At 44.7% G+C, this 13,165-nt stretch carries 13 protein-coding genes; 6 read left to right on the top strand and 7 right to left on the bottom strand.

The features are described 5' to 3' along the window. Window positions 1-3: 3 nt before the first annotated feature. From rnc to KA717_15155, 5 genes are all read left to right on the top strand, one after another. Window positions 4-720 (top strand): ribonuclease III, encoded by a 717-nt coding sequence (gene rnc, locus KA717_15175; protein ID UXE63788.1) that lies wholly within the window; start codon window positions 4-6, stop codon window positions 718-720. Between the two features lie 73 nt (window positions 721-793). Further along, window positions 794-1,345 (top strand): cyclic nucleotide-binding domain-containing protein, encoded by a 552-nt coding sequence (locus tag KA717_15170; protein ID UXE63787.1) that lies wholly within the window; start codon window positions 794-796, stop codon window positions 1,343-1,345. 295 nt (window positions 1,346-1,640) lie between these two features. Continuing rightward, a complete protein-coding gene (gene ilvB, locus KA717_15165) occupies window positions 1,641-3,503 on the top strand; it encodes a biosynthetic-type acetolactate synthase large subunit (protein ID UXE63786.1) in 1,863 nt (620 codons plus the stop codon). 1,221 nt (window positions 3,504-4,724) lie between these two features. Beyond that, a complete protein-coding gene (locus KA717_15160; GenBank protein UXE63785.1) occupies window positions 4,725-4,976 on the top strand; it encodes a hypothetical protein in 252 nt (83 codons plus the stop codon). 75 nt (window positions 4,977-5,051) lie between these two features. Next, window positions 5,052-5,888 carry a M48 family metallopeptidase gene (locus tag KA717_15155; protein UXE63784.1) on the top strand — a complete coding sequence of 279 codons (837 nt, stop codon included), beginning with the start codon at window positions 5,052-5,054 and terminating at the stop codon, window positions 5,886-5,888. A 154-nt stretch (window positions 5,889-6,042) separates the two neighbouring features. Here KA717_15155 and KA717_15150 read toward each other — a convergent pair whose 3' ends face one another. The 6 genes from KA717_15150 to KA717_15125 all read right to left on the bottom strand — a co-directional run bounded on the left by KA717_15150 (window position 6,043) and on the right by KA717_15125 (window position 11,530). Next, on the bottom strand, window positions 6,043-6,234 hold the full coding sequence (locus KA717_15150) for a hypothetical protein (protein ID UXE63783.1): 192 nt from the start codon (window positions 6,232-6,234) through the stop codon (window positions 6,043-6,045). A 181-nt stretch (window positions 6,235-6,415) separates the two neighbouring features. Beyond that, window positions 6,416-7,258 carry a cation diffusion facilitator family transporter gene (locus tag KA717_15145; protein ID UXE63782.1) on the bottom strand — a complete coding sequence of 281 codons (843 nt, stop codon included), beginning with the start codon at window positions 7,256-7,258 and terminating at the stop codon, window positions 6,416-6,418. A 131-nt stretch (window positions 7,259-7,389) separates the two neighbouring features. Then, window positions 7,390-8,085, bottom strand: a complete 696-nt coding sequence (locus KA717_15140; protein UXE63781.1) for a D-alanyl-D-alanine carboxypeptidase family protein — start codon at window positions 8,083-8,085, stop codon at window positions 7,390-7,392. Window positions 8,086-8,235: 150 nt separating this feature from the next. Continuing rightward, window positions 8,236-9,627 carry an ACT domain-containing protein gene (locus KA717_15135; GenBank protein UXE63780.1) on the bottom strand — a complete coding sequence of 464 codons (1,392 nt, stop codon included), beginning with the start codon at window positions 9,625-9,627 and terminating at the stop codon, window positions 8,236-8,238. Window positions 9,628-9,770: 143 nt separating this feature from the next. After that, window positions 9,771-11,117, bottom strand: a complete 1,347-nt coding sequence (locus tag KA717_15130) for a GTP-binding protein (protein ID UXE63779.1) — start codon at window positions 11,115-11,117, stop codon at window positions 9,771-9,773. A gap of 128 nt (window positions 11,118-11,245) precedes the next feature. Further along, window positions 11,246-11,530: a hypothetical protein gene (locus KA717_15125; GenBank protein UXE63778.1), complete on the bottom strand. Its 285-nt coding sequence runs from the start codon at window positions 11,528-11,530 to the stop codon at window positions 11,246-11,248. A gap of 263 nt (window positions 11,531-11,793) precedes the next feature. Here KA717_15125 and KA717_15120 point away from each other — a divergent pair, with 263 nt between their 5' ends. Further along, window positions 11,794-12,444 (top strand): hypothetical protein, encoded by a 651-nt coding sequence (locus KA717_15120; protein UXE63777.1) that lies wholly within the window; start codon window positions 11,794-11,796, stop codon window positions 12,442-12,444. Between the two features lie 337 nt (window positions 12,445-12,781). On the opposite strand, the gene KA717_15115 is transcribed toward KA717_15120, so the two are convergent. Then, the gene (locus KA717_15115; protein UXE63776.1) at window positions 12,782-13,153 is read right to left on the bottom strand and encodes a hypothetical protein; all 372 of its coding nucleotides are present in this window, start codon (window positions 13,151-13,153) and stop codon (window positions 12,782-12,784) included. Between the last annotated feature and the right edge of the window lie 12 nt (window positions 13,154-13,165).

Below are 13,165 nucleotides of genomic sequence, written 5' to 3'. Positions count from 1 at the left end.
ATTATGAATATCACTAAATCCAGTCAATCCCCACCGCTCCCGTTAACATTGCCGACTTTTACCCATGAATACCTTTGGCTTCAGGCTTTAACTCACCGTTCCTATGCCAATGAGAACCCAGGCACTCAACATAATGAACGGCTAGAATTTTTAGGGGATTCGATTCTCGGTTTCCTGGTGGCAGAATTTTTGTACGAAAAATATCCTCGCTTTCGAGAAGCAGAATTAACTCGGCTGCGTTCCCAACTGGTCAATGAAGCGCAATTAGCTCAGTTTGCTAGGACTTTGGGCCTTGGAGAAATTCTGTGTCTGGGCAAAGGAGCAGATCGCAATGGAGAACGGGATAACCCAGCCCTTTTAAGTAATACCCTAGAAGCCATTGTTGGGGCCTATTTTTTAGATTCGGGTCTGGAAGCTGTCCGTTCTTTTGTGCAATCCCTCTTAGTCTCTGCCTTAACCAAACCGCGATCGCCTAATAGCCAACCTCTGAGAACGGCTTTAATTGATGTTAAGAATCAACTACAACAGTGGTCTTTATCCCAATGCGGTGAATTGCCTCAGTATGTTTTGATTGCAGCAACGGGGCCAGATCATGCCAAAGAATTTACCTTTGAAGTTAGCATACAGGGAAAGTCCTACGGTCAAGGCAAAGGTCATAGTAAACAGGACGCAACTAAGGCCGCCGCCCTCGAAACGCTGAAACAGTTAGGGATATTCTAGAAAACACCGTTCTATCCTTTCCAAAGCCTTCTATAATCGTCAAGTAACGTCCTTCCTTCAACCCAGAAGCCCCATGAAAAAAGTTCTTTACCTCTTTGGGGAACTTAATGACGACGACCTCGACTGGATTGTTACCCAAGGTGCGATCGAGCGGATTCCAGCGGGAAGTGTTTTAATTCGGGAGGGTGAACCCTCTAGCTTTCTCTACATTATTTTTGAAGGTAGCGTGATTGTTTCCGTCAATGTCCTAGGCAGCAGTAAGGAAGTTGCCAGTTTAGGCAGTGGTGAGGTTTTGGGAGAAATGTCTTTCATTGACGGTTATCCCCCTTCTGCCACTATCGAAACCTTAGAAGATTCTGTTGTCTTGTCCCTATCTCGTCTAGCCTTGACCGAACGCTTACACCAGGACATTGGCTTTGCTTCTCGTTTTTATCGCGCGATCGCCCTATTTCTATCCAGTCGTTTGCGAGTCACCTTAACGGAACTCAATCTTGGACAGGACTCAGTTAGTCCTGATTTAGAACTATCCCCTGTCTTGTTAGAAGAAATTCCCCTAGCTCAAGCCCGCTTTGATTGGCTACTCCGTCGTGCCCAGAATGCGATCCACGCGAGTCAGTCTAGTTAACTATTGCCCTTATTTGAGCCGCCGATCTTGCCAGATTCACCGTATTTGTCAGGAAAGGTTAAAGATCTCCAAAAAGATTAGCTTAAGAATAATTAACTCATTCAACGGTGCAGTCAAGCTAGTCGATCTGGCCGAAGGCTTATCTGACTTGGCTTATCGGCTCGACAGAAGTTGGCTCGATCTCGTAGAATATAAAGTCTGGCAGTTTAGCAGCGTTACGATTCTTTGCGTTGCATCCTATACAACAAAACTACAATAAAAATTAAGTCAATTACTCAATAAAGCGGTTTGTCCTGTGGTTGCCTCCATTTCTAAAACAAAAGTTCCTGCATCAGTCCCCGTTGCCCAACGCCGTAGCGGAGCCTATATTCTCATTGATAGTCTCGAACGTCATGGCGTAAAACATATTTTTGGTTATCCGGGAGGTGCAATTCTTCCCATTTACGACGAACTTTACCGTGCTGAAGCCAGAGGGAATATTCAACATATTCTGGTACGCCACGAACAGGGTGCGGCCCATGCGGCCGATGGTTATGCCAGGGCAACGGGTAAAGTGGGGGTCTGTTTTGGAACCTCTGGGCCAGGCGCGACTAATCTAGTTACGGGGATTGCCAATGCCCATTTGGACTCGATTCCCATGGTTGTGGTCACAGGACAGGTGGGACGGGCCTTTATTGGCAGTGATGCTTTTCAGGAAATTGATATTTTTGGCATTACCTTGCCGATTGTTAAGCATTCCTATGTGGTTCGTCATGCCAGTGAAATGGCTCGTATCGTGACGGAAGCTTTTCATATTGCCAGCACAGGACGACCTGGCCCCGTTTTAATTGATGTTCCCAAGGATGTGGGTTTAGAAGAATGTGATTATTTTCCCATTGAACCTGGGTCGGTTAATTTAACGGGTTATCGTCCAACAACCAAGGCCAATCATCGCTCGATTAATGCCGCGTTGCATTTATTGGAAGCAGCCGAACGTCCTTTGTTATACGTTGGTGGGGGCGCGATCGCCTCTAATGCCCATGCCCAGGTACAAGAATTAGCGGAACGTTTTCAATTGCCGGTGACAACGACGCTGATGGGGATCGGGGCCTTTGATGAACATCATCCCTTGGCCCTGGGAATGTTAGGGATGCACGGTACAGCTTACGCCAACTTTGCCGTTAGTGAATGTGATCTGTTGATTGCCGTGGGGGCTCGCTTTGATGATCGGGTGACGGGGAAACTGGATGAATTTGCTTCCCGCGCTAAAGTGATTCACATCGATGTTGATCCGGCGGAAGTGGGCAAAAACCGTAAACCAGAAGTTCCTATTGTCGGCGATGTCCGCAATGTTTTAGAACAACTGTTGCAGCGATCGCGGGAATTGGACTATCCCACCTACGGAAATCGGACTCAGGCCTGGTTAAAACGCATTAATCGTTGGCGCGAAGATTATCCTCTGAAAGCTCCCCACTACGAAGATAGTATTGCTCCTCAAGAAGTAATCGTAGAAGTCGGTCGTCAAGCTCCCTATGCTTACTACACAACAGATGTGGGTCAACATCAAATGTGGGCGGCTCAGTTCCTCAATAATGGCCCTCGGCGTTGGATCTCCAGTGCCGGTCTAGGGACGATGGGCTTTGGCGTTCCTGCCGCTATGGGCGTAAAAATGGCTTTGCCCCAGGAGCAAGTGATTTGTATTAGTGGGGATGCCAGTTTCCAAATGAATTTACAGGAGTTGGGAACTCTAGTTCAGTATGGGATTAAGGTCAAAACCATCATTCTTAATAACGGCTGGCAGGGAATGGTACGCCAATGGCAGGAAACTTTCTATAACGAGCATTATTCTGCTTCTGATATGCACATCGGAATGCCCGATATTCCCCTTCTCTGTCAAGCCTATGGGATGAAAGGTATCACCGTTAAAGACCACAGTGAATTGGCTGGGGCGATCGCTGAAATGTTAGCTCACGATGGCCCTTGCATTCTAGATGTCAAAGTTAAGCGGGATGAAAATTGTTATCCGATGGTGGCTCCAGGGAAAAGTAATGCCCAAATGCTTGGTCTGCCTGAACTACCTCCCAGTCAATCATCCTCTCAGTTAGTCGTTTGTCATACCTGTGGCGCGAAAAACCCACCCAATAACCATTTCTGCCCAGAATGCGGAACAAAACTTTAGGTTTCTGCTTTTTGTGTAAGTAATAGACCCGCTTCTCCTTAATTGTGTATTTTTTACGTCAGTTAGGGAGTTTTTTAATCAGGATTGAGCCAATTTTGTTTTAGATAGGGTCTGCTGAAAAAGTCCACAAAACGAACCTAGATGCCACAGGACGCGAAAAATGGTGACTTCAGAGAGTTGTTTCCAATTTCAACCCCCAGTTTTCCAACGACGTGCATGGGCTTTGAGCCTCCAAAGGCCATAACCTTGCACCTGATCGTTTTTAAAATGCTTGAAAGCATTATCTGGCAAGGGTTCTATACTTATTCAGCAAGCCCTAGATAGTCACCATCAAATCTTAGGATATTAAGGTGTGAGGCACACGGAAAACGGAGTTAACCGAAGTTAAACAGCGTCAACTGCTTTATATTCGCTCCCCGATTGACCGATGGAGGCTTACGCTTCCTTGGTTCTAGGGTCTGGGACTTGCCTTTGTCCGTTTTCGCCTCCAATAATCAACTTCCTTGTGGTATCAATTACTGGAAACTTCCGAGTCCGTTCTAGCAATATTTCCTTTGTTTTTTAAAAAACAAGGAGGCGGGGAGTTCAAAATCCTCCCTTCTTGCAGGATACCTTCGGCAACATTGGTATTTGAGTGCAATACGACCCCATTATCTCTGGTAAACTGCTCCCCAGCGCGAGCCTTTTTAAGAGTCTCGAACTGAGAATCGAGTTGTGACGTATCAAAACTTGTCAACTCCAACAATCGCGCAACCTACGCGGTTTGAAACTCAATAACGATTGTAGCAAAAAAAGGAGGGAATTCTCTTATCGACAAGATTCTTTTTGCTCCGATTAACCCCGTTATACTTCGTTATTCCATGATCAGGTGTGTTGACTCTCTCATTATTATCTCAGATTGGACAACTCTTTTAACCTTCCAAGTCGTGCTTGCAAAGAACTGTTACATTTTTTCTCATGAAATCATGAATATTGCCTATCAATGTTGAGATTTATAACGTTCCATGTTTTTTTATGTGGATTTTTACAAGTCTTTATCTGCATTCGCTCAACTTTTTAATAAAGATTTAAGATTTATAACTATCTGTGCCAAATTAGAAAAGAGCAGCTAAGGTTAAGTTATCTTATTTGAGCAGTCAAGTAATCTCATAAAGTCCATCCATTCCCTAGGAGAGGTGTCTTGTGTCTAAGTTACTATGTTCGCTAATACTCACGACTGTCATGAGTTTTACCACTCCTGTCCTATTAATGATCGGGTTAATGGCCAGCCTCTGGTTGATCAGTTATCTGCCTTGGATTGCCTTTATTGGTCAGATTGGCAACAGTAGCCTGGTCGAATTCCTCACGATCTTTGGCAATGGCTCCCCTTTACCTGGACTATTGGTAATTGGAGCCACCTGTAGTTTTGTGGGCGGCGTATTCGATCTTTTCAATTTTTATGTCTATCAAAATTCCAGTGTGAGAGGTCAGTAACTGTCCCTTATGGCGATCTAGCTCTGTTTTAGTCTCTATATACTAAAGGATAGGACATATTTTTAGCAGAGAAAGATGGCAGTTAATCGTTTCCGTCAACGGTGTATATCCTGGGCGATCGCTGGAATAACAACCTTTAGTCTTGTTTTAACAACAGCCCAACCAAGTTATAGTCAATCCTGGATGCAATTATTCTTTCAGGGAATACAAGTTTTACAATTATCGAACCTGTCAGATCAGCAAGAAGTCCGATTTGGCCAGCAAATTAATCAACAATTAGTTCAACAAGGACAATTTCGTCCCTCTCGCAACCGCAGCTTAAATCGTTACGTGAATGAGATTGGTCAGCGTTTAGCCCAGTCCAGCGAGAGACCTGACATCCCCTACACCTTTCAAGTCGTGGATGATCGAGCGATTAATGCCTTTGCTACAATGGGGGGCTACGTTTATATTAATACTGGAACGATCCTAGCGGCTGATAATGAAGCCGAGCTTGCCAGTGTGATTGCCCATGAGATTGGTCATATTACGGCTCGTCATGCTGTCACCCAGATGCGAGATGCCGCTCTTTCCCAAGGGTTAATGAGTGCTGCCGGACTACAAGGAAGTACTATTGTGCGGTTAGGTGTGCAATTTGCGGTGAACTTGCCTACCAGCCGAGAAGATGAACTAGAGGCAGATAGTTTAGGCTTAAACAACTTAATTCGAGCCGGTTATGCCCCGATTGGAATAGTCAATTTTATGAAAAAACTCCAGCGACAAGGGAATTCAGGCATAGAAATTCTCAGTAGTCATCCTGACACCGCTAACCGAGTAGTTGCCTTACAAGAGGCGATCAATCCCAGTACCGCTAATGAAGGGGATGGCTTAGATGCTCAAGCTTATCAGACAAGAATTAGCTCGCGACGCTAATGGCATTCAACGGAAAATCCAAAACGGAAAAGATTTGTACCCTACTCTTGACGGGTATCAGGACGGTGGGAAAACCCCACCGCAGTATTTAGGGTAGATTTGTTCTGACTAGAAAGCGTCATGATAGTTGACAAAAGTCAAGATTTGACGAATTTTAAATGGCAGCAGCACCACCACCATTGCTACCATTGCCACCACCATTACCACCGCTACTACTGCCCCCCTGTCTTCTTTGCCCACCAGAGAAACGTTTGTTTGTAGTACGAGTTGAGGCAGAGCGAAATTGACGAGCATAGGCTCTATTACGTTCAGCTTTTTCTTTCTTTAAGTTGCGACGTTTTGCCACTATGATTTCCTCATTAAAACAGTAAAAATTCCCGAAACACGGGAAAAAGGCAAGATTTCGCAGGTTAATCTGTCAATTCTAAATAGACCAAGCTATCAAGATTACTAACTGATCTTGCTGTCGAACTAGTTCTTCTCCCGTTATTCTAGCACGTCTTAAGGCTCGAACTAAGTGATACGACTTAGAAGTGCAAAGGGTAACAGCCACGACTTTGACAATTTAATGGAGAGATGCTGTTTTCCAATTGAATGGTACTGTGGGCAATGCCAAAATAGGTTTTGATCTCTTGATGTAAGGTTTGCAATAACTCATTATCCATTGGGCGATCGCCGAGAACCAAATGCACGGTTAAAGCGGTTTCGGTGGTACTCATTGCCCAAATATGCAGATCATGAATGGCAACCACGCCTGGAAACTCTTGCAAATAAGTTTGCACAGCCTGGGTTTCAATGTGAGCAGGAACGCCATCCAATAGCAGAGCAACTGAATCCTTGAGTAAGCCCCAGGTTCCCCAAAAGATTAGAACAGTAATCACTAAACTCATGGCCGGATCTAGCCACATCCACCCCGTCACCATAATAGCGATCGCCCCTAAGACTACTCCCAAAGAAACTAGGGCATCGGTAAGCATATGCAGAAAAACCCCTTTGAGGTTGAGATCTTGCTGATCCTTGGCAAATAACCAGGCGGTCAAACCATTTAAAACAATACCCAGGCTGGCCACCACAATCACAATTCCCTCCTTTAATTCCGGCGGATTTTGGAAACGATGTATGGCTTCCACCGCGATCGCCCCTAGAGCCACAAAAATTAAACAGGCATTGAGCAGAGCCGCCAAAATCGAAGATCGTCGAAAACCATAGGTATAGTGGGCTGAAGCTCGTCTTTGAACCAGCCAACTGGCTCCCCAGGCAATTAATAATCCTAAAACGTCCCCGAAATTATGGCCCGCATCCGCTAACAGGGAAAGAGAATTACTCCATAATCCAAAAATCACCTGAATAACCACAATCGATGTATTCAAAACAAAGCCGATCAAAAAAGCGCGGTTAAGCTTCCCTGGTTCCCCCGCATGATGATGGTGGTGATGTTCATGGTGATGATGGTGGTGATCGTGATGATGATGGTCAGCCATGAGCAAATGGGGACAAAAAGTTAAGGATTGGAGGGAGCCGGAGCCGGTTGACTAGAGGTATTTAAACTTCTAGCCTTGAAAAAAGTTTCTAAACTTTGGCGATCACCGACATAACGCCAGTGCCAGGGTTCATAGCTCACGCCCTGGGCATTATCACGGGTAAAGGAATTCTCAAAATTGTATTGAGCCGCATGATTTTTGAGCCATTTATAGGCCGCCGTTGTCTCAAAGTTTTGACTAAGATTCGTTCCAGGAGCGTGACCATCCCCAATATCAATGGCATAACCTGTGTGGTGTTCACTATAACCTGGGGGCGCACTGACTTCGGCTCGTTCACGTACCTGCTGATTACGCTGTTGTTTAACCCCAAAAAAGACCTGGTTTTGCTGCTGCACGGATCGAAAAGCAGAGATAGGAACCAGAATCACCCCCTCAGCCCTGGCATCCCCCTGCATTTGCAAAAATTCATTGGCGGCGGCGGTTCGCATTCTGAGTCGTCCATCCGGTGTAATGGCCTTAAGTTCACTCTGAGGAGCTTCTGCGTAGGGTAAATGACCAAGAACATTATCCACTTCCTCACCTGGATTTTCACCTGGAGTAGCAGAACTCGTCGGTGTGGGTAGGGGTGGAGAAGAGATGACAACCGGTGGGGAGCTAGGTCGCCAGAAAATCAAGAGAGAGAGCAAGGCAAAAATTCCTAACGTTAAACTAGCCAAGAGCAGAGGGGAAAACCCTGGACGGTTAGCTACTTTGGTAGAGGGTCGATCCCGAATCACTTCTGGGATATCGTTGCTTTCCTCTGACCTAAGCTTCCGTTTAATTTGCTTGTTGTTTTTCCCCATCATGATCTGGCCCTAGCGAGAGAATTATTTAGCAGCAATACCTTCCGTTCGGGCTGCCTGTTGAACGGCACTGGCGACAGTGGTCGCAACCCGTTTGTCAAAGACAGAAGGAACAATATGTTCTCGATCTAAGGTATTAACGGTGACTAAGGAGGCGATCGCTTTTGCTGCCGCTAGACACATATTATCGGTAATTGTTTGAGCGCGACAGTCCATTGCCCCCCGAAAAACCCCAGGAAAGGCTAGAACGTTATTGATTTGGTTCGGGTAATCACTGCGACCGGTGGCAATTACGGCGGCATCCTGCTGAATTAATTCGGGTTGAATTTCAGGAATGGGATTGGCCATGGCGAAAACAATCGGATCTTTGGCCATAGATTGCACCATTTCTCGACTGACCACCCCAGGCGCACTGACCCCCAGAAAAACATCGGCTCCTTGCATGGCTTCAACTAGGGTTCCCGACTGTTCAACCGCATAGGCAGCTTTTTGGGGATTGAGATCGGTGCGTTCTTTAGACAAAATCCCCTTAGAGTCACAGATTAAAATATCCGTCGCGCCTCCCTTTTTCAGTAAAGAAGCGATCGCTAATCCGGCGGCTCCAGCCCCGTTAATAACAATACGAATAGTCTCAATCGGTTTATTGACTAACTTTAGGGCATTGATCAAGGCCGCTAAACTAACGATCGCGGTACCATGCTGATCATCATGAAAAATAGGAATATCTAACTCTGCTCGTAGGCGGGCTTCAATTTCAAAACAACGAGGAGCCGCAATATCCTCTAGATTAATACCGCCAAAAACGGGAGCGATCTGTTTAACGGCCTTAATAATTTCCTCCGTGTCCTGGGTATCCAGACAGATCGGGAAAGCATTAATTCCAGCAAACTCTTTGAAGAGCATGGCTTTTCCTTCCATGACTGGCAGAGCCGCCGCCGGGCCCAAGTTCCCCAAACCCAGAACGGCACTACCATCTGTTACCACTGCCACTGTATTGCCTTTAATGGTCAGAGCGAAAACCTGTTCCGGTTCCTGGGCGATCGCCATACAAATCCGCCCGACCCCAGGCGTATAGGCCATGGCCAGATCGGATTGAGTGGTTAAAGGAATGCGGCTTTCAACGGTGATTTTACCTTGACGATGCAGGTCAAAAGTTCGGTCTGAAACACTCTGTAAGCGAATATTGGGTAAAACTTTAACGGCTTCAATAATTTTCTCCGCGTGCTCTTCGCTGGAGGCGTGAACCGTAATTTCCCGTTGAATAAATTTGAGGTTACTTTCTACCAAGGAAATCTGCCCAAAACTGCCCCCCTCCTCGGCGATCGCTTGGGTAACAGTGGCTAAAGCACCCGGATGATTGGGTAATTCAAGGCGGAGACTAAGACTGTAGCTAGGATTGGGGGTTAAATTGACCATGCTGGATTAACTCGTTGAATAGAACGCAAACAAATATACAGAGTATCAACAATGACAGTTGTCTGGAATAGAACAGATTGGTTACTGTGTCAGGACTCGCTCATGTTTCTGGATTATTTTCCAGACCAAGCCAAAAGAAATTTCTAAATATTTTTTCTCTCTTGTTGAAGAACACGATAAATAAAGGTTTGGGGATCAACCTGACTCAAAATCTCGGCAATGACTGTACTCGCGCCCCAGGTTCCCCAACTACAACCTTGAGCCAGATAGGTTTTTGTGGCTTGACCGATAATATAAGCACTATAACCAGCAATTCCTCCCTGTAAAAAAGCAGTACTGGCATAGGTGGTAAAACTGCCTGGACTTTCCAGTAAAGAAGTGGTTTTACTCAGTCCCAAGATTAAACTACTGCTCAATTCTGCCCCTAATAAACCACCAGAACTAATCAAAATTTTCTGCCAAAGTTGACCTGCTTTAAAACTGGTAATCGGTAGGCCATAGAGACGCGCCAGGGCACGAATCAAAAATAAATCGGTAACGAAGCCTCCCAACAGATCTAAAACCGCAATGGGATTGACCGCAACGGCTAGAGCTTTATATTGGGCATATTTCCAAATAATTGCATCGGCTTCTTCCTGACGCAGGGCTAGGGTTTTACGAGCAATATTTTCCTCCGCTTTTTGGGTTTGTACCAAGGCATTAATGGCTAACAGCGATCGCCCTTCTTGATTAAGAATTTGTAGAATTTTCTGGCGCAGTTCTTCAATTTGTGGCTCTGGCGTTTCCCAAGTTTCTTGAGTGGGAGCATCAGGAAATTCTAATCTTACTCGCAATGGCGGTGGTTCTGCGGCCACTCGCACAATATCATCCGCCGAAAAAATGGGCAGATTTTGATGATTTTGACCTAATTGTTGTAATTGCTGAAAAATAGTTTCCCGATCCTGCTCAGGATAAAGATCAATTTTATTAAAGACTAATAATAGGGGTTTACAACTTTTTTTCAGATCACAGAGCGCATCATATTCAGTACGAGTAATATCTCCTGCTACGATAAACAAAATTAAATCAGCTTGATAGGCTACTTCCTGAGCCATTTGGGATCGGGCTTCTCCTGCAATTTCGTCCAATCCCGGGGTGTCAATTAATTCAATTTGTACTTTATCTCCAGAGGGCCAACGAATCGATTGGGGCCATTGGGTGACACCATGCAAAGGGCCTGTCGGTAAAATTTTTTGACCAATTAAGGCATTGACTACGGCTGATTTCCCCCGACTGACTAATCCAAAGGTCGCAATGCGAATCACGGGTTGTTCAATTTTGGCCAAAGCAGCCTTTAATGCCTGTAGGTCTTGGCGAACTGCTGCTTGAAGTTCAGGATTGGGTGGATAATTCCAGTGCCGACGTTGACTAGCAAACCAGTTCAGAGCTTGTTGGATGCTGGTATGGCTCTGTTGGAGATGGCTATCTTGCAAGGAGGGGGTTGGAGTCAAGGTTGCCTTGGTGAATCACATCAATGGGTTTCAGCTTTACATTGTAGATTAATTTCAATGGTTTTAATGGTAGGGTGCGATCGCCTCTTATCCTCGCCTTTAAAACCGCGATCGCCTTTAACTATATTTTACGATAGGGATTCAGGAGGAAGATAACGGTTCAAAATCTCAGTCATCTTGGCCTGACGTTCATCAATTTGGTCAAAGCGATGATAAAAGTCGGACTGGGTTGCATAAAAATCCGATTGGCTCCTAGCTACTCGTCCCAGTAATTCATATACACCTTTTCTATCCTTTTCCCAGGCAAGTTCCTTTTTCTGGCGTTCTTCCCGCTCTTGGGTTAAGGCACTAGTTAGGGCCTCGATCGCCTTGGCGTTGGAAGCAATCAGTTGTTTTAATTCGTCGTCAGTCATGGTTTGTTTGACAAAAGGACTTGATAAGTTGTCACTCCCTATTATAGTTCTTACTCCGATGCGATCGCCCCTTATCCCCACATTTAACACAGCGATCGCCTCTTATCCTCACATTTAACACAGCGATCGCCTTTTATCCCCTTTGAGAATGGAGTCAATTATCCCTAAAGTAAATTTTTATTAAGTTTTCTTGTCAGGAAATTCGGGTTTGTGCTGGTTCGTGTTACGCTTTGAAAAAATGATCGTAAATTATTCAATTTAAGGTGTATAAAATAATCCATCGTCAACTCACAGCGTTAAGTGCAATCGCTTTTGTTTTAGCGAGCAATGCAAATGTACTCGCTGCCCCCGTCAACTCATGGAATTTATCAAGGGACTTAACATCGATCCCTGGGTATCCCACTGCTCCGACCTACTCAGGTAATACTGTCGGAGCCTGGACGTTTTTGTATGGCTCAGTTACTTTGCCTTCATCATTAAGCACTTTTACTTCTGTTACTTCTCCAGGTTATGGTTACTGGAGTACTTCGGGTATTCCTTCTTTAGGTGTTTATATTCCCACTACGACTTTTCCTTCTGGTGTTGCCAACGCAACTAAAGGGCTGATACACGTGCATCCTGGTCCCACTCAGCCAGTAATAGTAAAATGGGCAGGCAATACGACTGGTACAGTTCGAGTTCTTGCTCGCTTTTCTGATATAGATCCTGGCGGTGGCGATGGAGTTAAATGGGTCGTTTACAAGAACACTACTGTTCTCGGAACTGGAATTATTGCCAACGGGAATCATGGGGCCATATTTGATACAGCAATTTCTGTTCTTCCAACGGATGTTTTATACTTTGTTGTCGAGCCAAATGCCAATTATTTTTATGATAGTACTGCTTTAGATGTCTTAATTACGGCTACTCCTTAAGGGAATCCTCAAAAATGATTTATCCCAAATCGACCTCCAACCCCTTATACATAAAGATCGCCATCAAAAATACAAATCTAAATCTAACACTTGCCCTGATTGATCATTTTCTTGATTATCAGGGTCTTTTTTCCACTGATAAAGAATTATTAAAAATATATTCCCGAATAACTCTCAATGCATTTTCATCCCGAATAATTGACTCATAATAATTGCGTTGCCAAATAGGAATATCTCGATTCTCCCTTAACAAATTAATCCGTTTCGTAACAGCCGATTTAAACCCCGCCACAAATGACGAAATAGAATTCGATTCCTGCCGTAGGGGCTCATTGTCTTACAGTGAGCCTGTCGAACTGCGTGCGCCCAGAATATCTCGATTCTCCTCATCAAATATTTTTTGTTCGGACATATTGCGATCGCCCAAAAGATTTAAATTCTCATTAATAATCACAATACCGTGTAAATGATTAGGCATAATAATCCACTGATCTAATTGAACATTGGGTCTAATTTTCGGCGTATGTAACCATTCTCTCGCAACAATTTTTCCGATTTGATTAAGGTACATCCGAGCATTTTTAATTTCCCCAAGCCAACATTGCTTTTTGTGGGTACAGATAATCAAAAAATAATATCCTGGTTGAGAATAATCATAATTTCTAAGGCGAATAGATTGACGATGATGTTTTTCAGGATCAAATTTCATATTAGAATTACA

Source organism: Woronichinia naegeliana WA131, assembly GCA_025370055.1.
Classification (GTDB): domain Bacteria; phylum Cyanobacteriota; class Cyanobacteriia; order Cyanobacteriales; family Microcystaceae; genus Woronichinia; species Woronichinia naegeliana.
This window is presented reverse-complemented; position numbering and strand designations above follow the sequence as displayed.